The organism is Demequina sp. (assembly GCF_047975725.1).
Classification (GTDB): domain Bacteria; phylum Actinomycetota; class Actinomycetes; order Actinomycetales; family Demequinaceae; genus Demequina.
The window spans coordinates 72,968-97,423 of sequence record NZ_JBKEED010000021.1 but is presented as its reverse complement, the minus strand read 5'-3'; the positions used below and the strand labels follow the sequence as shown (position 1 = coordinate 97,423).

Annotated in this window: 17 protein-coding genes; 4 read left to right on the top strand and 13 right to left on the bottom strand. The window is 66.7% G+C overall.

The genetic code is table 11. The annotated features are described in order from the left end of the window. The first annotated feature begins 36 nt into the window (after positions 1 to 36). A complete protein-coding gene (locus tag ACK5NO_RS07790; protein WP_416812099.1) occupies positions 37 to 453 on the top strand; it encodes a heat shock protein transcriptional repressor HspR in 417 nt (138 codons plus the stop codon). Between the two features lie 58 nt (positions 454 to 511). Then, positions 512 to 1,306, top strand: coding sequence for a DeoR/GlpR family DNA-binding transcription regulator (locus tag ACK5NO_RS07785; RefSeq protein ID WP_416812098.1), 795 nt, complete (start codon positions 512 to 514; stop codon positions 1,304 to 1,306). A 69-nt stretch (positions 1,307 to 1,375) separates the two neighbouring features. Here the strand turns inward: ACK5NO_RS07785 and ACK5NO_RS07780 are convergent, their stop codons facing one another. The 11 genes from ACK5NO_RS07780 to ACK5NO_RS07730 all read right to left on the bottom strand — a co-directional run bounded on the left by ACK5NO_RS07780 (position 1,376) and on the right by ACK5NO_RS07730 (position 18,270). Further along, positions 1,376 to 2,242, bottom strand: a complete 867-nt coding sequence (locus ACK5NO_RS07780; protein WP_416812097.1) for a carbohydrate ABC transporter permease — start codon at positions 2,240 to 2,242, stop codon at positions 1,376 to 1,378. Continuing rightward, on the bottom strand, positions 2,239 to 3,225 hold the full coding sequence (locus tag ACK5NO_RS07775) for a carbohydrate ABC transporter permease (protein ID WP_416812096.1): 987 nt from the start codon (positions 3,223 to 3,225) through the stop codon (positions 2,239 to 2,241). The genes ACK5NO_RS07780 and ACK5NO_RS07775 overlap by 4 nt, the downstream gene beginning before the upstream one ends. A gap of 4 nt (positions 3,226 to 3,229) precedes the next feature. Then, on the bottom strand, positions 3,230 to 4,561 hold the full coding sequence (locus ACK5NO_RS07770) for an ABC transporter substrate-binding protein (protein WP_416812095.1): 1,332 nt from the start codon (positions 4,559 to 4,561) through the stop codon (positions 3,230 to 3,232). Positions 4,562 to 4,666: 105 nt separating this feature from the next. Further along, positions 4,667 to 6,844, bottom strand: coding sequence for a 1,3-beta-galactosyl-N-acetylhexosamine phosphorylase (gene gnpA / locus ACK5NO_RS07765; protein ID WP_416812094.1), 2,178 nt, complete (start codon positions 6,842 to 6,844; stop codon positions 4,667 to 4,669). 97 nt (positions 6,845 to 6,941) lie between these two features. Next, positions 6,942 to 8,111, bottom strand: coding sequence for an N-acetylglucosamine-6-phosphate deacetylase (locus tag ACK5NO_RS07760; RefSeq protein ID WP_416812093.1), 1,170 nt, complete (start codon positions 8,109 to 8,111; stop codon positions 6,942 to 6,944). After that, on the bottom strand, positions 8,108 to 8,962 hold the full coding sequence (locus tag ACK5NO_RS07755; protein WP_416812092.1) for a class II fructose-bisphosphate aldolase: 855 nt from the start codon (positions 8,960 to 8,962) through the stop codon (positions 8,108 to 8,110). Before ACK5NO_RS07755 ends, ACK5NO_RS07760 begins: the two co-directional genes overlap by 4 nt. A gap of 5 nt (positions 8,963 to 8,967) precedes the next feature. Beyond that, complete coding sequence (locus ACK5NO_RS07750) at positions 8,968 to 9,888, bottom strand: 1-phosphofructokinase family hexose kinase (RefSeq protein ID WP_416812091.1); 921 nt, start codon at positions 9,886 to 9,888, stop codon at positions 8,968 to 8,970. Further along, positions 9,885 to 10,856 (bottom strand): ROK family protein, encoded by a 972-nt coding sequence (locus ACK5NO_RS07745; RefSeq protein ID WP_416812090.1) that lies wholly within the window; start codon positions 10,854 to 10,856, stop codon positions 9,885 to 9,887. The genes ACK5NO_RS07750 and ACK5NO_RS07745 overlap by 4 nt, the downstream gene beginning before the upstream one ends. Beyond that, positions 10,853 to 11,737 (bottom strand): SIS domain-containing protein, encoded by an 885-nt coding sequence (locus ACK5NO_RS07740; protein ID WP_416812089.1) that lies wholly within the window; start codon positions 11,735 to 11,737, stop codon positions 10,853 to 10,855. Before ACK5NO_RS07740 ends, ACK5NO_RS07745 begins: the two co-directional genes overlap by 4 nt. Before the next feature lie 189 nt (positions 11,738 to 11,926). Next, the gene (locus tag ACK5NO_RS07735; protein WP_416812088.1) at positions 11,927 to 17,182 is read right to left on the bottom strand and encodes an endo-alpha-N-acetylgalactosaminidase family protein; all 5,256 of its coding nucleotides are present in this window, start codon (positions 17,180 to 17,182) and stop codon (positions 11,927 to 11,929) included. Positions 17,183 to 17,499: 317 nt separating this feature from the next. Further along, positions 17,500 to 18,270: a hypothetical protein gene (locus ACK5NO_RS07730; RefSeq protein ID WP_416812087.1), complete on the bottom strand. Its 771-nt coding sequence runs from the start codon at positions 18,268 to 18,270 to the stop codon at positions 17,500 to 17,502. A gap of 176 nt (positions 18,271 to 18,446) precedes the next feature. Between ACK5NO_RS07730 and ACK5NO_RS07725 the strand changes: the two genes are divergently transcribed. After that, complete coding sequence (locus tag ACK5NO_RS07725) at positions 18,447 to 21,434, top strand: sigma-70 family RNA polymerase sigma factor (protein WP_416812086.1); 2,988 nt, start codon at positions 18,447 to 18,449, stop codon at positions 21,432 to 21,434. Between the two features lie 19 nt (positions 21,435 to 21,453). Here ACK5NO_RS07725 and ACK5NO_RS07720 read toward each other — a convergent pair whose 3' ends face one another. Next, positions 21,454 to 22,056 (bottom strand): DJ-1/PfpI family protein, encoded by a 603-nt coding sequence (locus ACK5NO_RS07720; RefSeq protein WP_416812085.1) that lies wholly within the window; start codon positions 22,054 to 22,056, stop codon positions 21,454 to 21,456. A 55-nt stretch (positions 22,057 to 22,111) separates the two neighbouring features. Here ACK5NO_RS07720 and ACK5NO_RS07715 point away from each other — a divergent pair, with 55 nt between their 5' ends. Then, positions 22,112 to 23,125 carry a serine hydrolase domain-containing protein gene (locus ACK5NO_RS07715; protein ID WP_416812084.1) on the top strand — a complete coding sequence of 338 codons (1,014 nt, stop codon included), beginning with the start codon at positions 22,112 to 22,114 and terminating at the stop codon, positions 23,123 to 23,125. On the opposite strand, the gene ACK5NO_RS07710 is transcribed toward ACK5NO_RS07715, so the two are convergent. Next, positions 23,126 to 24,415 carry a multidrug effflux MFS transporter gene (locus ACK5NO_RS07710; protein WP_416812083.1) on the bottom strand — a complete coding sequence of 430 codons (1,290 nt, stop codon included), beginning with the start codon at positions 24,413 to 24,415 and terminating at the stop codon, positions 23,126 to 23,128. Positions 24,416 to 24,456 lie beyond the last annotated feature (41 nt).

Here is a 24,456-nt window from a genome sequence, read left to right as displayed (position 1 = left end):
CTACGGTGGCGCTCACCAGGGTAAGGAGGCAGGCACATGGAACAGCCCGACGTCGACGAGCCAGTTTTCCTCATCTCTGCCGCAGCCGAACTCGCGGGCATGCACGCCCAGACCCTTCGCCAGTACGACCGGCTGGGACTCGTGGTGCCGCGTCGGCGGGCCGGCGGCGGACGTCGCTATTCACTGCGCGACCTCGCCACGCTGCGCGAGATCCAGCGCATGAGTCAGGACGAGGGCATCAACCTTGCGGGGATCGCCCGCATCCTCACCCTGCAAAAGCAGGTGGACCGCCTTCAGGCGGAGGTCGCCAAGTTGCGCCCTCGCGCAGACGTGGGTTCTCGCGTCTTCACCACCGGACCCAGCGGGTCTGTTGTCATCGTTGAGCGGGGCCGCCGCGTGAGCCGCGATGAGGGCCGTTCGCTCGTCGTGTGGCGCGGCAACACCGTTTCGTGACCTCCCCCATACAATAGGTGCAATGACCATTGTGTGGGTCTCGAGAAAAGGAGTGCTGATGGGACGGGAAGATCGCCTGTCGCGGCTCGTCGAGTACATTGTCGACAAAGGCAACGTGACGATCGACCAAATCGTCGAGGATTTTGGCACGTCTGCTCCCACCGCCCGGCGAGACCTGGACGCACTGGCATCCCAACAACTTGTCACGCGCACGCGTGGCGGAGCGATGGCCAACGCCGCCACTGGCGACGTTCCCATGCGCTACCGGGTGACCAAGAATGCTCGCCAGAAGCACGCGATCGCACTGCGAGCACTCGACTTGGTTGAGCCCGGCACCGTGGTGGCGTTCAACGGCGGCACCACCACGACGGCGATCGCCTACGAGTTGGGAATCCTCGCGGCCTCTGACGTCCGCTTCGAACAGAGCCCGACCACCGTTGTCACCAACGCGATCAACATTGCCAACGACCTCACGGTGCGACCCCAACTGCGCATTGTCGTCCTGGGAGGCGTGGCACGCTCGCGGTCGTACGAGCTGATTGGCCCGCTGACCAACTTGTTCTTGCCAGAGATCACCATCGACACCCTGTTCCTGGGCGTCAATGCGTTGGATCCCAAGCGGGGAGTGTTCACCCACGACGAGGGTGAGGCCGCCGTCAACGCGGCCCTCGTCGGCATCGCCAAGCGCACCGTCGCGGTGGCAGACACCTCCAAGTTCAGCGCCACGGCGTTTGCCCGGATTTGCGCCATCGACGCTATCGACGCCGTCCTCACCACCCGTGACGCCCCTGCTGACGGCCTTCGTCAGCTCGAAGCACACGGCGTCGAGGTCATCGTCGCCGACGAGTCCTGAACACACTGAAGCGCCGGGGACTTGCGCTGCCAGCGGCAGCTCACGTCCCCGGCGCTTGAGCGTCGAGTATCAGCCCTTCACGGCACCAGCAGCGAGCCCTGCCTGCCAGTAGCGCTGGAGTCCGAAGAACAGGATGATCAGCGGCAGCACACCCAGCAGGGCGCCCAGCATGACTGCGCCCTTCTCAGGGGCGAAGTAGCTCATCATGCCGTAGAGGCCGAGCGTGACCGGTTTGAGCTCAGGCGACGACACCATCATCAGTGGCAGCAGGAAGTTGTTCCACGTCGCCACAAAGATGAACAGGAAGATCGTCACCATCGCCGGTGCGAGCAGGCGCAACACCATCGTGAAGAAGATGCGAGCCTCTCCCGCCCCGTCAACGCGTGCCGCCTCGATGAGTTCTCGAGGAACAGACGCCTGTGCGTACACGACGCCCAGGAACAACCCGAACGGCGAGACACACGAGGGGATGATGATCGCCCAGGCAGTGTTCGTGAGGCCCATGGAGTGGAACACGATGTACAACGGCACGGTCAGGATGGCGATGGGGAGTAGCAGGCCTCCCATGGCCGCACCCGACAACACTCGCCGGCCCGGGAAGCGGAAGTGGGTGATCGCGTAGCCGGCCATCACCGAGATGAGCGTGCCCACCACCGCCGCCGTCGTCGAGTAGAACAACGAGTTGCCTACCCAGCGCCAGAAGTACCCTTGGGTCCAGGACATGAGGCTGTGATAGTTGGTGCCCAGGTTGTTGTCGGCAAACCACATGCCAAAGCTGGTCGACAGGTCGGCATTGCTCTTGGTCGAGGCGAACACGACCCAGAGCACCGGAACGAGGAAGTACACCAGGCACACGCCGAGGACGACATAGGTGATGACCCTCGTTGACTTGGTGGGGCCCGTGGCGGACGGCTGGCGTCCCTTGAGTCGCGTCATCGTCGGCTCCCTACACGCTGAACCAGAACATAGATGGCGGCCAGGACCGCGGCAATGAGCGCCATCATGAGCGAGATCGCCGATGCAGGCCCAGATCCGGACGGTGTGACGGTGCCCATCATCGAGTTGTAGGCCATCATCATCGGCGTGAAGTCCTTACCCATCCAGGGGTTTGCAGTCTCCATCACCGACGGCTCGTTGAACAATTGAATGGTGCCGATGATCGACAGCAAGACGGTCAATGTGGCAGCTCCGCGCAGCATGGGAATCTTGATGCGCGTGGCCACCTGCCAGCCCGACGCTCCATCGACCCTCGCGGCCTCGTAGAGCTCTTGCGGAATGGCTTGAAGTGCGGCCAGGAATACCAGCATGTTGTAGCCGGTGTACGTCCACGTCGTCATATTCGCCATCGACGCCAAAATCGTTCCGGGAGCCATGAAGTCGGTGCCCGCAGGCAGATAGTCCATGAACGGTGACAGCTCTGGCGTGTAGAGGTAGAGCCACATCATTGCGGCAATAATCCCGGGGATGGCGTAGGGCAGGAAGTACGACAGCCGGAAGAACCCCACCCGGCGAATCACGACCGAGTCGAGCAGCAGTGCGAGTGCCAGCGCCACTCCGATCATGATCGGAATCTGGAACAGTGCATAGAGCACCACGCGGCCCATGCCGGTCCAGAAGGCCGAGGAGGTGGCAACGGCGGCGATGTTGTCGAACCCCACGAAGGTGTCGACGAGCTCTCCACCGCCATAGAGATCTGTGCCGGCCGGCACCTGGGCGAAGAATGCCTCCTTGATCGACACAAGGATGGGCACCAGGAACACCAGGGCGAACAGCACGGCGAACGGTGCCGCAAACATCCATCCGTAGCGCGCTTCCCGGCGCCGGTTCGAGCCCGAGCGCTGACGCGCGCCCACCCGCCGCCGGTTCCCGCCGCCGGGGGCGGAGCTCAGCTCCACCCCCGGCCGGTTCGATGCTCGCATGGGATTATTCCGCGACCGGGAGGCCCAGGTTCGTCAGTGCGGTGACGGAGTCGGCCTGTGCGGTTTCGAAGATGTCGATGACGTCCGCAGTACCTGCGGCGACTTCATCGGCCTTCTGGTTCATGGTCGACAGCGTGAGGAATCCGGGCGAGTACACGAAGTCAGGGTTGAGGTTCGCGTTCGCGGCCTGGAACTCAGCCATCACGTCCTGGCCGCCGAACTGCCGTGCCATCTTCTCGGGCGTCTCGACGGAAGCGTCGGCGGCAACCAGCAGTCCCTGGGTGGCGAGGTCGTCCACCTGGGTGTTGAACCAGTTGTTGAACTCCATGGCCTGCTCGGGGTACTCGCAGCCCGACATCACAGCAACGCCAGATCCACCGTCGGGACCGGACATCACGCCCGCCCCGAAGTCGGGCAGCTGGGCGACGCGCCACTGGCCCTCAGCGTCAGTGCCATCGAGCGGGTCAAGCATGAAGCCGGCCTCCCAGGCGGGGCCGATGTGGCCGACCAGCTGGCCGTCAACGAGAGCCTGCGTGAAGCCATCGCCCCAGCGCTGGCCCACGTACACGGACTCGTCGTCGAGCATGGTCTGCCAGAAGTCAGCCACCTGCTGGGTGCCTTCGCCCACAGTGTCGACCGCCCATCCGGCGTCGGTAGCCGTGTACCACGCGTCACCCGCAGCGGCCGCCTGGCCGGACAGCCAGTTCTGTGCCTCGTCGGGAGTGAAGGCTGCGATGTACTTGCCGTCCTCAGCTGCGGTCGCGGCGGCTTCCGTGAAGTCGTCCGCGGTGGTCGGAACCTCCAGGCCGAGCTCTTCAAAGGCCGCCTCGTTGTAGAAATACACCAGTGGGCCGGTGTCCTGGGGAAGGCCAACCTGGCTGCCTCCCACTGCCATCGCGTTAAAGGCGCCCTCGGCGAAGTTGCTCGCGTACTGGCCGCTGAAGTCAGTGACGTCCTGCAGCAGACCCTTGACCCACATGTCGGGGACCTCGGAGTAGCCGACCTGGGCGAGGCAAGGTCCCACACCCGCATTGATGTCGGTCTCGAGCTTGAGGGTCATCTCCGCGGACGCACCGTCAAACTTGACCGGGTTGACCTGGATGTCAGGGTTGTCGGCGTTCCATCGGTCGACGATCTCCTGAACCGTCACCATGCCCTCACCGTCGGGCAGACGGTGCAGGTAGGTGAGCTCGATGGGCTCGCTGGTTACCTGGTCGGTGGCTTCAGGGGTGTCGGTCGGCTCTTCTGCGGGGGCAGAGCAGGCGGTGAGGGCCAGCGCCGTGGCACTGACGGCGGTCACCGTCGCGATCGCGCGTCCTTTGTTTGACTTCGTCATGGTGTTTCTACTCGCCTTCGAGGAGATGGCCCGCGAGGGTGGTGCGGGGGCGATCAGTCGTCGCCTACTTGCAACTATACGATAGATTCAGAGCGGTTTTGATCACTATTGCGCATCGATCCAGACGGACTGGTAGCCAGGCACCTCGATCTCCCGCTCAGGGAACGGCCCCGACAGCACCGTCCGCACCGCATCGGCCGTGCTGTTGTAAGCAAAGACCTGCCTGGTATTCGGGTACCAGGCGCACTCGACACGCGGGTCCGAGGACCATCCGAGATGGTCCGCCTGAGTCTCGCGCCCCGCAGCCCAGTAGATAGCCCGGTGCAGCACGCGTGCGTTGTCGGCACTGTAGGGAAGACCCGCCGCGTACACGGCACGGCCCTGGCCGTAGAAGTTCACCGCGAGGTCGACGCTGGAGTCACGGAACTGCAAGACGGTCGCGCCGTCCGCAGGAGCGCTCACGGCACCCACCCCCTGTCCCCTGTCGAACGTGCCCCCGGTGCCTGCGAGGATCCAGTGGTCGCGATCTTCAACGGTATAGCGGGTCGTCGACAGGGACCAGCCGACCTCACGGTCGACACCAAACACATCGGACAACTGCAGGGTCGCACCGCCCCACGTGGCGGCCGTGGGTTCGCCCACACCGATCAGGCCACCTCCGGTCGCGACAAACCGGCGCACAGCGGCCTGCACGTCGACGTCCAGCCACTCCGGTCCGCCGGAGAACGCGGTGCCTGCCCCGCCCGCATTGATCAGGACGCCAACATCCTCGGGGACGCCCTCGCGAATGTCGTCAAACGACAAGAACTTCACCGTGAACGGCAGGCCCGCGAGCGCTTCGAGCAGGCCCACATAGGAGTAGGTGTGCTGGTACCACAGGGCATGGGCGACCATGTGGGTCTGCCATGAACGCAACTGCCCCCAAGCGTTGACGATCCCGACGCTGAAGTCGGCAACTGCGGGCCTGCTTCCATTCGACGCCTTGTGAATGTCACGGAACTCCTGGCAGATGCCCTCGATGACGTCCATGAAGTCGGGGTGCTCAAGCGCGAGCGAAAGGTAGCCACCAAAGCCGATGCGGTCGAGGGGGCTGCGCACGATCGCTCGCCGCGCAGCGGCCCACGATTCCCTAGCCTCCACGGCGGGAGCGCCACCTTCGTGGAACACGTCCGGGAAGAAGTAGGGCAGCAGGCGTCCCTCGGTGTAGCGAACCCCGGGAATGTCAGAGATCATGCGGCACGTGGCTGCCGATCCCACCGATCCCACCACGGCATCGATGCCGGTGGCAGCAAAGTGGGGGCCGTACGGCTCGGTGCCAATCCAGTTGTCCCCGAGGAACATCATGGCTTCCTTGCCATCGGCATGCGTCAGGTCGACGAGGTCCTTGACACGGGCCGTCACAAAGCGGTGCTGGAACGCGATCCACTCCTTGAACGTCGTGCTCGGCACACGGAAGGGCGAGTTGTAGTAGCCCTCGTCGACAAAGTCCTCGGCCGTGAGCGCAATGCCCGTCTCACGCTCGAACTCCTCCATCGCAGGCACCGACACCGACGCCGAGTAGCCAAACCAGTCGACAAAGCGCTCCCTGGCCTGATCGTCGAACACCAAGGTGAAGTGATAGAAGAAGGTCGTAAAGCGCACCACATCGACCTGCGGATGCACGTCCAGCCACTCCTGAAGACCCTCACGCATGTGCTCCCAGGTCGCCGGGTACCGGGCATCGTAGGGCTGTTCCTTGACGCGGGTCGGGTCGTCCTGCCAACCGTTGGTCAAGTAGTTGTACATCTGCGTGGAGTCCCACGTCTGGCGTGCCAGGAAGTTCACCGTGTAGACGTGGTGCGCCGTGGGTCGCGCGATGGTGACGGTCACGTCCGCGCCTTCGCCGCTGACCTCCCACTGGTCCGAGCTCAGGACATCTCCCGTGGTGCGGTCAATGACCTGCCACCACCGCGCGGTGTCACACGCGATGTCCGGCTCTACCTGGTCGGAAAAGTAGCCGTCCATGACCCGCAGGTCGAGGGCATCTGCGCTGAGCGCACTCGTCCGGTTGGACTGCAGGTAGACGCTGGTGCGTTCATCGCGGTGAGCCAGCGCCCATGCTTGATCGCCACGCGCCACAAAGTAGGTCTCGTACACCTTCGCCGCGAGATCGGAAACACTCTCAGGCAGCCAGGTGCCATCCGAGTTGCGCACCGCATCCGCTCCGAGTCGCTCGAGGACGCCAGGGATGACATCGTCCAGGCCCTCCTGGATGGGAAGGGTGATTCGGCCATGGGTTGTCATGATCGCCTCCTTTGGGGATCAGTTGTGTGAGAGGGGTCTGTGCGGCAAATCGACCGCCCACGACAGCTCACGGCGCTGTCGCGTTGAGGGATGCAGATCAGTCGCTCAGATCTCTCTCCTTTTGCGACGTTAGCTTTCCGTCTCGCCACACCTTGAGGACGTTGATCCCGCTGTCCCACAGCACCAGATCGGCCACCGCGCCGATGCGGATGGCACCCAGATCAGGGCGGCCCACCATCTGCGCGGGTCGAGTAGTCGCCATCGCGAACGCCTCGGGTACCGGTAGCCCGAGCTCGCGCACCGCGTGGCGCACGGCCCTGTCCAGGGTCAACGTGGACCCGGCAAGCGAGTCCCCCTCCACGAGGTTGGCAACACCGTCGGCGACGCGCACCTGCATGTCTCCCAGGGAGTACAGGCCGTCACCAAGGCCCGTCGCGGCCATCGCATCGGTCACGAGGACGAGTCGGTCTCCCGCGAGCCGTGCGAGCAGCCCAGCCATGGCGGGGTGGACATGGATGAGGTCGAGGATCACCTCGATACTGACGTCCTCGCGCGCCAGGGCCGCGCCGAGCGGCCCGGGTGCACGATGCCCCAGTCCGTTCATGCCGTTGAAGGCGTGTGTGACATTTCTCGCGCCCGCGTCGAAGGCCTCCATCGTGGTGGTGTAGTCGGCGGCGGTATGACCCACCGACACCACCACATCCTCGTGAGCGAAACGCGCGATCGCCGCGAGCGCACCCGGCAGCTCTGGAGCCATGGTGATCTGCACCAACGTGCCCTGTGCTGCCGTCAAGAGCTGTTCGACAAGGTCAGGCTGCGGGGCCGACAGCGCAGCGGGGTCGTGCGCTCCGCGTCGCTCGTGTGAGAGGAACGGGCCCTCCGCATGGCTGCCGAGGACCCGCGGATCCGTCGCCGTCAAACACGCGATCGCGTCGAGTTCGGCGCACATCCTCGGAACCGGACCCGACACGATCGACAAGACCTGACGGGTGACGCCGTGACTCTCGTGGAAGTCAAGCGCCGGCGACGCAGGGTCGACCCCGTACGCCGCGGCCGCACCTCCGTGGCAATGAATGTCGATCAGGCCGGGGGTCACCAGCTGACCCTGGGCATCCACCACGGTGACCCCGGAGCGATCGTCGCCCCGATCCCACCACGCGCCGCGACCGGTATCGACAATGACGCCATCGCGCCAGGCCACATACGCGTCCGTGACCAGCTCGCCGGCCACCAACGCCGTCGCGGAGTGGAGGACGCTCAGAGTCATCGTGACTGAACCGCCGCTCCTGCGGCAAACACCGTGAGCATGCGAGCCACCTCGTCGGCCATCGCCTCGCGTCCACGCCCCAAGTACTTTCTGGTGTCCACCACTGACGGGTTGTCATCGAGGTAGGCCCGCATGGATTGCGTAAAGACCTTGTTGAGGTGCGTCGAGACGTTGATCTTGACGATGCCCGCTCGGATGGCGGCGACGATCATGTCGTCGGCGACACCCGACGAGCCGTGGAGCACCAGTGGCACGGGCACGACTGCGGCGAGGTCGGCGATCAGGGCGAGATCGAGTTGGGCCGAGCGTTCCGCCATCGCGTGCGACGATCCCACGGCGACAGCGAGGGAGTCGACTCCCGTGTCGCCCACGAACTGCACCGCCTCTGCCGGATCAGTCCTCACGCCGGGCGCGTGCGCACCGTCCTTGCCGCCGATCTCGCCGAGTTCAGCCTCGACCACGGCTCCCCGTGCGTGGGCGTACGCCACCACGCGGGCGGTGGCCGCAACGTTGTCCTCATACGGCAGGCGCGAGCCGTCGAACATGACCGAAGAGAAGCCCAAGTCGATGGCCGCGCACGCGAGTTCCTCGTCCTCGGCGTGATCAAGGTGGAGCGACAGGTCAGCGGGTGAGCGGTGCGCGAGTTCGCGGGTGGCGACCCCAATGGGCTCGAGGCCGCCGTGGAAGGCCACACAGTTCTGCGAAATCTGCAGGATCAGCGGAAGTCCGGCACGCTCGGCGCCCGCAGAAAGGGCCTCCGCAGTCTCGAGGTGGAGGACGTTGAACGCTCCGATCGCTCGGCCATGGCGGGCCGCCTCATGGAGCAATGAACCGGTGTGAAGCAAAGGCATGGTGACTATCTCTCGATCTGTTCGATGATGACGCGGTCGACCCATGTGTCACACGACGGGTCGACGGCTCCGGCAACGGGCGTGGTGACCGCCGAGGCGGACCACGCGACACAGCGCCGGGCAATGACAGTGGGGTCTTCCACTCCTTGATCCAGGCTCACGGCGAGTGCCGCAACGGCCGCGTCTCCTGCACCCGTGGGGTTGCCCGAGATGGCGTGGGGGAAGCGGCCGTGCACGGGCGACCCGCCGCCCGCAGGGGGCACGACCACGAGCCCTTCACTTCCTAGCGACACGATGACGCCGCCAGCGCCTGATGCCTGAAGCAATCGGGCGCCAGCGACGGGGTCCGCCTCGCCCAGCGCGGCGCGCAACTCTGCGATGTTGGGCTTGAGCCACGACGCGCCCGCCTGCGCCGCCTCGAGCAGCGCGGCTCCAGAGGTGTCGACGATGACCGGCACCCCCGTCCTTCCAGCCGCGAGGAGCGACGCCAGAGTTCCCGGAGCACTGTCACCAGGCATGGAGCCCGCAACGACACTCACCGTCGCCTGTGCGGTCAGGCCGCCCCAGGTGCCGCGCAAGAGCGCCCACTGCGGTGTAGCGAGGGCGGCGCCGCGCTCGTTGATGATCGTCGTCACATCCGTAGCCGTCTCGACGCACGCATACGACGACCGCGTGGGTCCGGACGCCGGAACGAGGGTGTGGGGCAGGTCGCCCAAGTCGCTCGCGAACCACGCCGAGCTGGCGTCGTCGACCTGCGTGAGTGCGTGCACGTCGAAGCCCATCTGGTGCGCGACGCGCGCAACGTTGATCCCCTTGCCACCCGCGCGCCTGACGGCAGCCGGGGCGGAGTTGGTGCCGCCGTGCTCGAGCTGCGGGACGGTGATGGTGACATCGATGGCCGGGTTGGGCGTACAGGTCACGATCATGGTGTCGTGTCCTCGGACACAAGATCCCGCGCACGCAATGCCGCGCCCATCATTCCTGCGGTTGCCCCCAGGCGCGCCGGGACGATCGGCGGCACGCTGCCGAGCGCCCAACGCTCGGCGACAGCGGTGCGCAGGGGGACAAAGAGCTCGTCGCCAGCTTCGGCAAGTCCTCCTCCGATGACGATGACCTCGGGAGCGAGCACCGCGATCACCTGCGTGATCGAGTCCGCGAGGGCGTTGACGGCGCTGACCCACACCTCGCGGGCCCACGCGTCACCCGCGAGCGCGAAGGAGAGCACCTCGTCTGCGCCTTCGACCCGAGCGGTCTGTGTCGCGGCATTGAAGCGGCGCACGATTGCCGCCGCCGATGCCACGGCCTCAAGGCAACCCTGCGCACCACACACGCACGCCTCGCGGTGGCCGGGAACGGGAGCATGCCCCATTTCGCCCGCGTGCCCTCCAGCGAGGTAGGGCCGACCTTCGATGATCAGGGCGGCCGAGACACCGGTGCCCACAGTGATCACCACTGCCGTCGCGTGGCCGGCGGCCGCACCTATGCGCCACTCGGCCTCACCCGCGGCGCGCACGTCGTGCGCAAATGCCGTGGGGACGTCGAGGACATCTGCGAAGCGCGCGCGGAAGTCGACGTCGCGCCAGCCAAGGTTCTCGGAGTGGATGCCCCAGCCACGGCTCTCGTCAAAGATGCCGGGCAGGGTGATGCCCGCCGAGGCGGGCGCGCCCGCCTCGGCGGTGAGGTCCGCGATCACCTCGGCAACCAGGGCGACCACCGCATCTGCCGCCTGGGCACCACGAGGCGGGCTCGCGACGCGGCGAGTCGCGATCGGCTCTCCGCGCGAGTCGAGCATCGCCCCCTTGATCGAGGTTCCGCCCACATCGACCGCGCACACCTGCGCCCCCGGGCCGATGCCCGCGGCTCCTGACGCTGGTCGCATGCCCGAGTCCGTCACGGCTGCAGAATGACCGAACGGGTCAGTGCCCGCGGGCGGTCGGGGTCGAGTCCGAACCGAACGGCTAGCGCCACAGCGAAGCGCTGGGCAACGATCAGAGCGGCCATCGGGTCAAGGTCGTGGTGCACAAACAGAGCCCCCCGCGCGGCGACTTCCGCGTCGAGCCCAGCGGGTGCCTGTCCAAACATCCACACGAGCCGTCCCTCCTCGGCGATAGCGATCGGTCCGTGGCGGTAGTCCATCGCAGGATACGCCTCGGTCCAGAACTGCGCCGCTTCGCGCGCCTTGAGCGCGGCCTCGTTCGCAAGACCGATGGTCCAGCCCCGTCCCAGGAAGCTCACCTGCTCCGCCGTCGCGAGGTCGGCGACATCGATGGTGAGCGCCTGCTCCGCGTCAGCGGCCAGTGGCTCGATATCGGTACCCAGGTGCGCACGCAGTAGCGCCAGCGCGGTCGTCGCGAACCGGGTCTGCACCACTGACTGCTCGTCGGCGAAGGAGAGATCGATCACGTGGTCAGCCACGCGGGCTGCCTCCGCCGTGGGCACCGCCGTGAGGACCACCGTGGTGGTGTCGGTCGCGGCACGCACGAGGTCGATGATTTCGGTGGTCGTGCCGGACCGGGTGATCGCCACGATGAAGTCGTAGTCCCGACCGGCCGGAAACTCCGAACCCGCGAAAGCGTCGGTCACCCCGTGCCCTGCACTCTCACGCAGAACGGCGTACGCCTGCGCGATGAACCAGCTCGTCCCGCATCCCACCACCGCGACGCGCTGACCGTCCTGCGGGAGCGCTCCTCCCACGCTCGGTGCGAGCTGTGCCGCCTGGCGCCAGGTCTGGGGCTGCGAGGCGATCTCTGCCTCAACAAAGGTCTGGTGGTTCATGAGATGTACCTGTTTCATTTGCGTCGCACGCCGCCATGGCGTGCGCTTTTATGAGTATAACAGTCTAAAACAATCAGAAGTCGTCATTTTGGGGAGACGTGAGCCGAGCGTACTCGGCGACGCACACAGGCCCCGGAGAAGGCGAAGGGCGCCGGGGCAGATGAGCCCCGGCGCCCTCGCCTCATGCCGCTACTCGGTGTCGCGGCGGCGTGCCAACGCGGTACCCACTGCGAGCGAGATCATCGCCGCAGCGGCCAGTCCGCCGACGGCCGCCCCGGTTTGCGGAAGCCAACCATTGGCGTCACTCCCGTCACCGTCGGCATCCCCGGTGTCCCCGGTGTCCGTCGGGTCCGTCGGGTCCGTGGGATCGGTCGGGTCGGTCGGATCGGTCGGATCGGTCGGATCGGTCGGGTCCGTGGGATCCGTGGGATCGGTCGGGTCCGTGGGATCCACAGGATCCACGGCCGCCTCCGTCACCGTGAGGGGCGCCTCGATGATGAGCTGGCCATCGGTGGTGCGCACCTGAATGTGATAGAGACCCGGGTCGAGGTCGGCGGGAATGGTGACGACAGACGTCGCGACACCATCGACCACGTCGACGGTCCCCAACGCGACGTACGGGAGGGCAATCCCGATCTCGACCGCGTCCTCGGTGAGATTGCCCGCCGTGACGGTGACCTCTCCGCCCTGCTCGACCGTACCGACGCTCAGCTCGAGAGTCGGGTCGGCCACGCACGCGTCGGGGTCGAACGGCTCGCGCTCCCCTGGCTCGAAGCCAGTGGAGATCTGACCCCCGGTGCCGTACACCTGGAACTCGGCGGCAGACGAGAACAACAGGCCGTTGTGCGAGCTGTCCGACCAGAGCTTGACGTAACGGGCCGTCACCGGCTCGAACTCGACCACCTGGTAGTCCGTGGCGTCGTTGGTGAACTCACCAGCACCCACCTCGGTCCAGTTCTCGCCGTCAACAGACACCTCGACTCGGTAGTCCTTGATCCGCCCATTGGGTCCGCCAGCCTGGCGGACCAGGTAGCCCAGGCCGTCGACCTCGGCTTCCACACCCAGGTCCATCTGCACCCAGTGGGGGAACGCAGTGGGAGTCCACGACGTGTGCCAGATGGTGCTCGTGTCACCATCAAAGGCGTAGTCGACGTCGCCCTCGCCCGCGTAGTCCGGCTGCTCGGAGGATGCCGTGGCCTCGGCCACAGTCAACGAGGCGATGTCAGCCACGGTCCCCGTCGCCCAACCCTGAACCTCGAGCTCCACGCAATCGGCCTCATAGGTTGCCGCCGCCTCGATTTCGACGTCGAGTCCCTTGGCTCCCTCAGGAGGCGTGACCAACCAGGTCGTCGTGAACGACTCACCCGGAGCAACCTCTGCCGCGAGGTTTCCGTCCTGCTCCAGCACCTCGACCGTCCAGCCCTCAGGGATGCCGGTCAACGAGACGCCCACGTTGGAGACGGCCACGTCTTCGGCGTTGGTGAACGTCGTCGTGATTTCGTTGGACACGCCTGGCGAGAACGATGCACCTGGGATGGTCACTGCGACGTTTGCGCAGGCAGCCTGATCCGAAACCTCGCCGAGGTCACGGACCATGAACTGGTCGATCACGAAGTCGCTACCGGTGGTCGCACCGGCCTTCTGCAGTCCAACCCACGTCGAGCCGCACCCAGCGACCACCTCTTGAGTGAAGCGGGCAGTGGTGCGCTGTGCCGAGATAGGCGTCGACCGGAGCACCGTAGAGGTGCCGGCTTCGACGTCGTCGGTACCCACCACCCAGCTGTAGACGCCATTCGCGCTTGACTGGTAGTCAAAGCTCACTTCGTAGGCGTGCCCAGGTTCGAAGTCCACACGTGCGGGGATGGTCCGGTAGATCAGCCCATTGTTCTCGTCGTGCGACTTCAGGGAGTACGTCCCTTCGAGGACGTCATCAATGGCGTTGCCGTCGAGCGTGCCGCTGTTGAACGGCTTGTGGGAGTTCTTCCAGTCCTTCTGGGTGTAGGGCTCGTTGAGGCGGCTGTAGGACGTCCGGGCGTCGCCGGTGCCTCCCGCGTTGCCGCGAACGAACGGACCCCAACCCACTTGGTTGTCCTCGAAGTTCCAGAACAGTGCGTCTTCAGTGACCTCCACATCGGACGCGATAGCCCCGTCCTCGGTGAGTATCTCGACCTCGTGGATACGGAGGTCGTCGAGCGTGACCCGTGCCTCACCCGCCACCGACGAGATCGCCACATCGACCTCTCCATCGGCCGGAGCCGTGAAGGTCACAAAGGCACGCTGCAGGTAGGTCCCGTGCTTGGGATCTGAACCCACCCAGTTCTCCGCCGGAGTCGACTCGAAGGTGCGACTGACGTCCTCAGCCCCGCCGGTCACCGTCAGCGTCGTGTCACGGAGAGCCTGCGGGCCCACCTCCACCATGGCGCTAAAGGTGTACTCGGCTCCGGGCGTCAGGCCCGTCACGCGCTGAGAGATGCTCGAGGCGGCAGACCCGAACTCGGCGACACGGTCACCGGTGTCGAGAACAGCCGGCTGTGCGTCGCCCGTGGGGTTCCAGACCTCGAGGTCGCCCTCGTTGAAGCCCGGGTCCGTCAGCGGGGTGTCGGCTCCATACGTGACCGCAGGCACCACGTCGTCCGAACCGGCCGGCACGAGCACATACGGCGTACCGGGCTCGGCCGTCACGGTGACCTTGCCACCATTGGCCACCACCTTGGCGACCTCGGTGCGCCCGGTGTCGTCCAGTTGGTACTGCACAAAGTTGGTCACGCCCGCGAAGGCGTCGGTCAACTCGAACGTACGCGTCACACCGCTCTCGGAGAACAGGTACATGCGGTCAGCGCTGAGCGGGCTACTCACACCATCGTCGTTGGGGCTACCCCACGGCAGCAGGTACGTGTCGCCACGCAGCACCTCGTGACCGTCTTGAGTGATGACGCGCTCGCCACCTTCCATGACAGCCTTGACGCCGTTCTCGAACGTGGCACTCGTGTCCGGGTCCCAGGTCTCGAGGTCAAAGTGCTGCAGGTACTTGGTAGGCAGGTTGTCGGTCCAGATTCCCTGGTAGTAGGCGTTGTAGTCGTTCTTGCCCGTCCAACCCTCAAAGTCGAGCAGGTCCACGCCACCCAGCAACGGGTCTACGTTCCAGATGTCGCGTTGGCCGTTGGAGATGAACCGCAAGATGTCCGAGTTGAGGCCCTTGTTCGTCTCTCCGCCGTAGGCCTTGTCGTTTGCCCAGTGCGACCACAAGGAGTTGCCCTCAAACGCGTAGGCCCACTCGGATCCCACCTCGAGGCCCATCTCGTTGAGCTCGTTCGCAAGCTCTTCTGCGAGCCATCCGTTGGAGTAGTAGACGTCGATGTACACCGAGTCAAGACCGGGGACCTCGTCAGCCAGCTGCTGGAAGCGGTCGAGAACACCGCCTTCGCCGAGGTCATAGCGCTGGTCGATGCCGTACGACTGGTTGAGCCAGCCCCAGCCCAGTCCCTGACCCTGGATGATGCGGTCGCTGAAGGAATAGGCGGCCGGGTAAATCTCCGTCGTGTTGACGTGAACCGCAAAGTCCGCGTTGTACTCGTCACCAGCGTCGATCAGCGTGTTGAGGTCCTCAAGGCCTCCGGCACGCTCGTTGTAGTTGCCGCCGTAGTCAGAGTTGGCTGAGTCGTGCCCCTCCGAGGTGTAGCCCTTGAGCAGCACCCACTGCCCCAGGTCGTCGGTGGCAAGTGCCAGGCGCTTGGTGTTGTCGAGTGTCAACGAGAACGGGTTGGTGGTCTCGCTCGCGATGTTGAACGGGATGCGCTGCACGACGCGCTCGGGAACCCGCTCCGCACCCAGCGGCGTGGGCATCACGTCGCGCAGCAGCACGGCCGCGTCTTGCCAGTCGGCCCCATCGTCGGTGCGGTCGCCCGTGACGACCACCTGGACGAGCGGGAGCTCGAAGCGCTCGACGCGGGCGTCGGTCGCGTCCTTGGGCGCCCATACCCACGAGCCGGAGCTGAGCTCCGCGCGGGTACCACCGTCGTCCGTCGCGCGCACACGGGTCGACAGACGGTTGTCGGTCGAACTACCGGTGCTCTGCTTGAGGTCCTCGGTGGCGTTGGAGTACAGGCCTGCCGCGAGCGCGTCACCGGAAATGAAAGCGTAGGGCGATCCCACCGCCGACTTATCCACGGTGGTGTCGGCATCGATCTCCACGAACTCGTCAGCGTTCGACGTCGAGTCGGAACTGATCGAGGTGCGCGCCAACTGGGCGGACTCCTCCGTCGACTCCACGGCCACCAGGGAGTGGTCGGGGATACCGATGGTGTTGATCTCAGGCTCCATGGAGCCAGCGATGTCCTCAATCTCGAACTCGAAGCCATCGTCGGTGAGCGCAATGCTCGAGGTGATGGTCAGCCCGTCGAGTGCACTGATGGTCGAGACCCACTGCGCGCTCGAGGTGGTCTGCGGCTCAAAGGTCGAGACCGACGTGTAGAGCTTGCCGTTGATCCGCCACGTGTCGAGAGCGGCAGGCTGGCCCGGAAGGGTGTCGTCGCCAACAGTGGTCGAGATGACCTGGGGGAACTCCGTCGCCACAGTGACAGTCTCATCGCCCAGCGTGAGGTCATAGGGTGTCGCCGCATCGGGGTCAACAGGCTCAGTGTCATCCTCGGTGGCGACCACGCGGATCTTGGAGGCCGCGATGACGTTGCCCGAGTGATAGGACGACACGAAGTCCACGCGCATGTACTGGCCCTGCGCGGGAGCGTCGAACACGATGTCCTGGGTGGTGCCGGGCGCGTTGGCGAGCTCGCCGGTGGCAACCGGCTCACCCCACAAGTCCAGGTCGTCGGGCGCGGAGGTCACGGCGGGGTCATCCGTCACGCGGACCTCGTATCCCTTGGCCTGGCCAATACCGGCCTTCATGGCGTACTGGGCACCGGTGATTTCACGGCTCGCACCTGCATCGAGGGCAATCCAGTGAGGGAAGTCATCGTTGGCCACACCTGCACCGTCGACCAAGGAGTACGCCACGGTCCATGCCTCGGACATATTGTCGGTCAGCACCGCCTGCGCAGTGCCATCGACGTCAGCTGCCGTCGGGTAGCCGGGCGACTCGGAGCTAAACCCGATCACGGTGTAGTCGTCGGGTGCGACCACTTCGGAGCCCGCGGGGATCGCGGTAGCGACCACCGGAGCCTGCTGAAGGAAATGCGGGGTTGGCGTGGGCTCGGTTGCCGGCTCGGCGCTGGGCTCCACAGTCGGCTCAGCGCTGGGTTCGGCCGAGGTCGATGGCTCGGGCGCCGTGGAGGCGGTTTCTTGCGGCACAGGCGTGGCGGTCGGGCCACCCTCGCCTTCTTGCGTGACACCGGCTGTCGCGAACACGGGCATGAACGCAAGCGCGCACACCATGCTCGCCGCCGGCACACCCACGCGCCGTCGCGCGGGCAGTCCATTGGGACGTCTCATCGGGTGGTCTCTCCCTAACTTCGTTGTGATGGGGAATGCCACGCGGACCTCGGCCCGCGCACCGACGTTGGGGTGCGAGCCCCGTCCGTCGCGAGACCCAGAAATCGACGGTTTCTGAGTTTCGTCGATCAATAGTAACCACAACCGATCAACATCTTGCAACGACTGACCACGGTTGCCCTCGAGTGCCAGCACAAGACAGCGGAGCCATCACCGCGAAAGGCCGATGCGCATCGGCCCTGGCGAGCGTGCCCGGACATACGAAAGGGCCGGCACCGCCCTCAGCTCGGTGCCGGCCCTGACGCAGGGCAATTGCCCTATCGCTGCAGCGACTCCACGAGTTCGCTGGCGAAGTCATGCGTGGCGGGAAGGGACTCAATCCATACGCGCGGGGGCTGGCGCATCAAGTTCGAGCCCTTCATCGCGCGGGCGCGCTGGTCAATGTGTTCACGGAGCGCGGCGATCCCCGCACCCAGCTCCGTCCCACGCCCCACGAGGACCGCGAACAGCCCGTCGCCCAGACGTGCCATGGGGTGACCGACGCCGTAAGCACCGCGCAGCGCCTCTCCCGCGGCCGCGTTGCGAGCAATCCGCTGCCATAGGTCAGTGGACTCGACGGAGACGTCGACGATGACGAGCGCGTGCGTGGCGGTGACGTCTTCTCCCGCTCGCGAGGCGCGGCCGTACACCTCGGCCAGACGAGTGACGAGATATTCGGGGGTGCCCAGGCCGGATTCCGCGTCCGTCATTTGCGGTGCGTCGAGGACCGGGGGGTTACCCGCCGTCCAACCCTCACACAGTGCGCGGATCGAGCGGATGGGTGCGGTCTCATAGCCGGCTGCCTTGAACAGCACAGCCATGTCGTCGATCGCCTCGGTGATCCCGACGCCTGCAGCGGATCGGGCCTGACCGAGTCGGTAGGCCGCGGGCGAGGTGTCCAGGCGGGCGTCGAGCGCCTCCACCAAAGCCTCGGCTGCAGGGGTGTACCAGTCGCCAGGGCGCAGCCACACGGTAGTGACGCTCGCCTGCTCCCAGCGCTGCAGGAGCGCGGCTGACCCTCCGGGCGGGGTCTGCGTCTGACTGGTCATGCGACATGAGAGGCCGGCGGATGCCTGCTATGACGCAGTTCTTCACGGCTTTTTTCCGTGCCCCGGCAAAGGGCACGAGTGTGACAAAGTCCCCACCGCAGCCCTTGCTCTTTGGCCTGCTATCCGGGGACCATAGAGCCAAACTAGGACTCTTAGCGGGGAGGAGGCGTGCGAGCGTGAGCTCCGAGGCGATTCAGCTGTGGACGGAGACGTCCAGCGATCCCGAGCTCATCGCAGGCGTGAGGGCCGGCGATGCGGCCGCCTTCGGCGTGCTCTACGAACGCCACGTTGACGCCGCACGCAAGGTCGCCTACCAGTACACGAACTCCCCGTCGGACGTCGACGACGTGGTCTCGGAGTCGTTCTCGCGGGTGCTGCGCGCACTGCAACGCGGCGACGGCCCCGACATGGCGTTCCGCGCCTACCTGTTCACCATCGTGCGCCGCACCGGCATGGATGTCATTGACAAGGGCATCCGCACCAAGCCACGCGATGACCTGACTCCCTACGAGTCCGCGATGGGCTACGGAGCATCGTCGGACGAGCCCGCGATGGACGGTTTCGAGCACGCCATGGTGGCCGACGCCTTCAAGTCGCTGCCCGAACGCTGGCAGGCCGTGCTGTGGTACACCGAGGTCGAGAAGAAGTCCGCCAAGGACATCGCACCCCTCCTGGGCCTGACGGCAAACGGCGTTGCGGCGCTGTCCTACCGCGCTCGTGAGGCGTTACGCCAGGCGTATCTCCAGCAGCACTTGGGCACGTCAGAGTCGATCGACTGCCTCGAAGCCAATGCTCACCTGGGGTCCTACGTGCGCGGCGGCTTGTCCAAGCGCGAGCACGGCAAGGTCGACGGGCACGTGCGCTCATGCGAGCGATGCGCCGCCCTGGTCGCCGAACTGGAGGACGTCAACCGCGGCATGCGTGGCATCATCGCCCCGCTGTTCATGGGCGTGATCGGCGTCGGTGCGCTCGAGGGCGGCCTGCCCATTGGCGGCGTATTCGGCTCTCAGGGCGCGGCCTCTGCCAGCGCGGGGGCGAGCGGCGGCGCAGGCGCGTCAAGCACGAGCGCCGGGACCGCGACGGCAGGTGCCGCGAGCGCTGGAGCGGGCGCGGTCGCGACCACTGCGGCGACTGCGGGCATTGCGGGCGCGCTGACGGCATTCGGGCACGTTGCTCTCCCCGCCGCCGCGGCCGTGAGCATGGTCGCGCTCGCCATCAACGGCGCCTCAATCCTGGGCGCCTTCGACCCCTTTGCTAGCAGCGACGGCAACTCCGGCGCGGGCATCGTGGAACCAGGCGTGGGCGACGCCGACGGAGGCCACGGGCAGACTTCGGGCGACGCGGTCGATGCTCCGGCACCCTCCGCGACCCCCTCCGCGACCCCCACCGCCGACCCGACGCCGAGCCAGACTCCCAGCGTGGAGGCCGATGCTCCCACCGCCACGACCGGCCCCTCGCGTCAAGACCGGCCCCAGACCATCATCTGGGGTCTGAACGATCAAGACGACGATGCTCCCGTGGCCGGCGGCGGCACCAGCGACCCAGGTGACACCACCGACCCAGGCGACACCACCAACCCGGGCGACGGCGGAGACACCACCAACCCCGGCGACGGCGGAGACACCACCAACCCCGGCGACAGCGGAGACACCACCAACCCAGGCGACGGGGGCGACACCACCAACCCAGGCGACACCACGGATGGCACCGCCATCTTGTCGATCGCCAAGGCCCCCTTGGGCGTCATCGATGTCTCCCGCACGTCGCCGCGCATCAGCATGGCCGTATCCAACGCCGGTGACGGCACGGCCCGCGATCTCACCGCCGCGATCACCCTGCCCGAGGGGCTGACCTTTGCTCCTGCCGCTCGCTCCGCGCGGGCTGCCGGCGTGTTCTCTGCCGCACCCGCATCGGCCCTGAGCTTTGCCCTTGCTGCGCCCACCACGGACACGTTCACTGTGGGCGCCTGGGAGTGCACCCTGACCGAAGACGCGCGCACGGCGACCTGCGACCTCGACGCGCTTGACAGCGGCTCTGATGCGTCCGTGGCGCTGTCCGTCGCGGTGGGCGACACGGCCCTCGCAAGCGACGCGGTGACGACCTTTGCGGTCGCCGCGGGAGACGCCGCGGCGCAGTACTCCGCGCGCACGTCAGTCTCGGACCACGAGGATGACATCGACGTGCTGGTCGCAGAAGAGGGCGCGTACGCCGTCGCGCAGTTCGGTGCCCCGTTGCTGGGGTGCTCGTACGTGGACCCCAGTTGCGTGAAGGCACAGCAGTCCGGCTTCACCGCGGGTACGGGCCAGTTTGCGTCGGACAACGACGACTTCGAGATGGTGGCCTACCAACTCGCCCACGGCGAGCGGGCCGCCGGCCACACCAACGTCACCCTTCCCGAGGGCGCCGTGGTCACGCACGCCTACCTCGAATGGTCGGCCAACCGTTCGCTCGGTACCGCCGCCAGCGAGGCCGATGCGTGGGAGGGCTCGCTCAGCAGCGCTCGCCTGCGCGTGCCGGGTACCCACTACGTGGACATCGAGGCCGACACGGTCGACACCCTGACCCGCGATCATCGCGAGTACTACCTGGCGCGAGCGGATATTACGGACCAGGTCGCTCAGGCAGGCAACGGCTTCTACGCGCTCGCCGACATCGCGCTGAGCGCGACCCGCAACGACGCAGACCCCACCTACTACGGCGGCTTCACCCTCACGGTGGTGTACGAGGCCCCTTCGGTCACCGCCGACTCTGAGGTGGTGCTGTTCGCCGGCCCGCACTGGGTGGATGAGGACTCCCCCGTGGTCGCGAAGGCCTACCTGGCCTCGCGCTCGAAGGTGGGCCTGTCGTGGACGGCCTTCGAGACCGACCGTGCCGTGGCCACGGAGTCGGTTGACCTCGACGGCGACCGCTTCACTCCGCAGCGCCAGTCGGGCAACGGCGCCTCGGAGAACGCCGCTGATTCTCACGCCTACGGCTCGTTCTACGCCAACACCATGGGCATCGACGCCAAGCCCTTTGCGCCAAAGTCCGGGGTCCAGGAAGGTGTGCGGACGCTGACGGTGTCGACCCGAGCCGGGTCCATGTGGACGCCGCAGGGCGTGACGAGCGTGGCCGACGAGTTCCTGATCGGCACTCTCGCCGTAACGATCACGCCCGGCCAGTAGCGGCCGACGCCCACAGCCGTCATCGCGCCGGGTCGGGGCTCCAGTCCATGTCGAGCTGGCGAGCGGTGCGCGCCGCCAAGTCCTCACCTTCCACCCGGGCCACCACATGCAACGCCATGTGCATCCCGGAGGTCAGGCCGCCGCTCGTGATGACGTCGCCCGCATCGGCCCACCGCACCCCGTCGACGGCGCCACTGACGCCTGCGGCGCGCAAGGCATCGACGTCTTCCCAGTGGGTGGTCGCCGCCACGCCGTCGAGCACCCCCGCCCGTGCCAGGAAGAACGCCCCCGTGCACACGGACGTCGTCAGCCCCGCGCCGCCGATCAGGCGGGTGATGGCGGCGTCGAGCACGGTATCCGCGAGCGCGGCCGCCACGTCGATGGTGCCGGGCACCACGACCACGTCGTACGACGCGGCCGTTCGCGCATCGGCCAGGCCGGTGAGTGTCATCCCCCCGTAGGCCACCGCATCGGCCCCGTCTGGGCTGAGCAGGTCGACCGTGAACGGCCCGGCATGGCCGTCGCGCTCGCGCAGGCGCGAGGCGGTCAGGAAGACCTCGTAGGGACCGCCCGCGTCGATCAGGTCGAACCCGTCGAAGACCACAATGCCGATGCGCGTCATGGCGCCACTGTAGGACACCCCTCGCGTGTCGGGCCCCGGTGCTAGCGTCGCCCGTATGAGCACTGTGGCAGTGAATGAGGAGGCCCTCGAGGACGCTCTCGCGCGCGCCAAGTTCAGCGGCGTGGTGGCCGTCCATGTGAGGGGCGAGCGCACCTTCGTTCAGGCACGCGGATGGGCGCACCGGGCGCACCGCGTGCCCATGACGCCCGCGACTCGTATGGGTCTGGCCTCGGGATCCAAGGCGTTCACCGCGCTCGCGGCCATGCGGCTTGTCGAGCAGAGCGTGCTGTCCCTCGACGCGCCGGTGCGGCAGTGGCTCGGCACGGACCTGCCGCTGATCGACGACGCGGTCACGCTCGAGCACCTGCTCACCCACACGTCCGGCATCGGCGACTATCTCGACGAGGATGCGGGCGGAGAGGTGAGCGACTACATCCTGACCCAGCCCGTGCATCGGCTGGTCACGGCGAGCGACTACCTGTCCGAACTCGCGGGACATCCCCAGCGAGAGGCACCGGGCGAGACGTTCCGGTACAACAATGGCGGCTTTGTGGTGGCGTCGCTGGTGATCGAGCGCGCTGCGGGTGGTGACTTCCAGGACGTCGTGGCGCGGGAGGTCTTCACCCGGGCGGGCCTGAGCGGCACGGCCTTCGAGCGGTCGGATCGCCTGCCTGCCGACGTCGCGCTCGGCTACCTCGAGGACGACGGCGACTGGACCAACGTGCTGCACCTTCCTGTGCGGGGCGGCGGGGACGGCGGCGCCGTCTCGAACGTCGACGACCTCGATCGCTTCTGGCGTGCGTTCGGTGCGGGGGTCATCGTGAGCGCCGATGCGGTGGCTGAGATGGTGCGTCCGCGTCATGAGGTGCCCGACGAGGGCATGCGCTACGGCTTAGGGGTGTGGCTGCACGCCAGCGGGCCGCAGTGGATCATCGAGGGCTACGACGCGGGGGTGTCCATGCGCTCGACCCACGATCCCGACACGGGCACGACGGTCACGGTGCTGAGCAATACCTCGGAAGGGGCGTGGCCCGTGATCGGAGTCACCGAGGCGATGTTCAGCGCCTGATCAGCGCACCACTTCGCTCGTGGCGCGCGGGTACACGATCAACCAGAACGCCAACTGCGCAAGAGTCAGCGCGCCGATCATCACGTACGCCATGGACGGCACCGAGACTCCCCCGAGCCCGATGAGGGGCGTCGCGAGACCTGCGAGGCCCATGTTGAGGGCGCCCAGGAGGGACGATGCGGTGCCGGCCTCCGCGGCGTGGTCCTGCAGCGCCGTCACCTGCACGGTGGGGCCGATGAGTCCCAACGGGGCGACCACGAAGAACAGCGCGATGAGGACGGGGCCCACCGCTGTGCCCATGAGTCCGCAGGCGAGCAAGGCGAGCGCGCCGAGCGACTGGACCGCGAGACCCACCATGGTGACCGACCGAGGCGGGAACACACGCATGAGCCGTGCGGAGGTCTGGTTGCACAGCACCAGGCCCACCGAGTTGGCGGCAAACACCAGGCCGTACTGCTGCGCCGTGAGCCCAAACTGGTTCTGAAGGACCAGCGACGAGGCGGACAGGTACGCGAACAGCGCGGTGAACGACATGGCGCCCACGATCGCGATGCCGATGAAGGCGTGGTCCTTGAACAGGTGGCCGTAACGGTGGGCGACGACGGACACCTCGAAGCGACCGCGACGCGTGGCGGGCATGGTCTCCACCATGAGGAACGCTGCCACCAGGATCATCACCAGGCCGTAGGCGGCGAGCACGTAGAAGATGCCGCGCCACGGCATGATCGTGAGCAGTTGCGAGCCGATGACCGGCGCCAGCACGGGAGCGAGGCCGCTCACCAGCGCCATGTTGGCGAGCATGCGGATCAACCGCTGGCCTGCGAACAGGTCGCGGACCATCGCCATCGCGACCACGCCTGCGCCCGAGGCACCGATGCCCTGCAGCACGCGGCCGGCCATCACGAGGTCGATCGTGGGGGCGAACGCCACCATGAACGAGGCGCCAATGTGGATGGCGGTCGCGATCAGCAGCGGACGGCGGCGCCCCAGGGCGTCCGACAGCGGGCCCACGACCAACTGGCCCAGCGCAAAGCCGATCATTGTCGCGGTCAACGTGAGCTGGATCGCGGCGTCGCTCACCTCGAGGTCGGCGGCGACGTTGGGGAACGCGGGCAGGTACAGGTCCACCGTGAACGGGCCGAGCGCGACCAGCGCACCAAGGACGAGGACGTACTTGAGCTTTTCGCGCCGGGTCAGCGCCTGTCCATAGGACTGGGCCACGGTGTCGTCGGCGGCTTCGGGGAGGGACGTGGAACGGGCGTGGATGTCGGAAGACACAGCAGTGGGCACTCTCTGAACGTGGGTGGCGGCGGCGGGGTGGCGGGGCGACC